At 61.5% G+C, this 441-nt stretch carries 1 pseudogene; it reads left to right on the top strand.

Annotated elements, in window-relative coordinates:
* Nucleotides 1-232 (top strand): annotated as a pseudogene (locus tag I6F37_RS40250) (hypothetical protein); the annotation flags it as partial.
* Nucleotides 233-441: the final 209 nt, after the last annotated feature.

The raw sequence follows: 441 nt of genomic DNA on the forward strand, positions 1-441 counted from the left end.
GATCCTCCAGTCGGGGACGGTCAACGTCGCCCGGTACGCGCGTGAGGTGTTGAAGACCGACGGCAACTTCGGTATCGTCGCGCCTGGCATGCGCGCAGATCTCGTGCTGCTCGACGCCAATCCGCTCGAGGATGTCGGTAATCTGCAGAAGCGGTCGGGGGTGATGGTGAAAGGCACGTGGGTCTCGGCCGAGGAGATTAGAAGCGGCTTGGATGCGATCGTTCGCCGCTAGTAGTCATCCTGAGGCCAAAGGCCGAAAGGATCTCATCCCGCTGCTGATCACGGGACCCGGATGAGATCCTTTCGTCGCTTCGCGACTCAGGATGACTAACACGCTGCTTCCCTTCGAAGACGCCGCGGCACTTGTCACGCGCCTCGACGACGAAGTTGGGCGAGTCATCATCGGCCAGCAGCAAGTACGGCGTGAGATCCTCACGTGCC

Source organism: Bradyrhizobium sp. NBAIM08 (genome assembly GCF_020193935.1).
In the GTDB taxonomy this organism is placed as follows: Bacteria; Pseudomonadota; Alphaproteobacteria; order Rhizobiales; family Xanthobacteraceae; genus Bradyrhizobium; species Bradyrhizobium yuanmingense.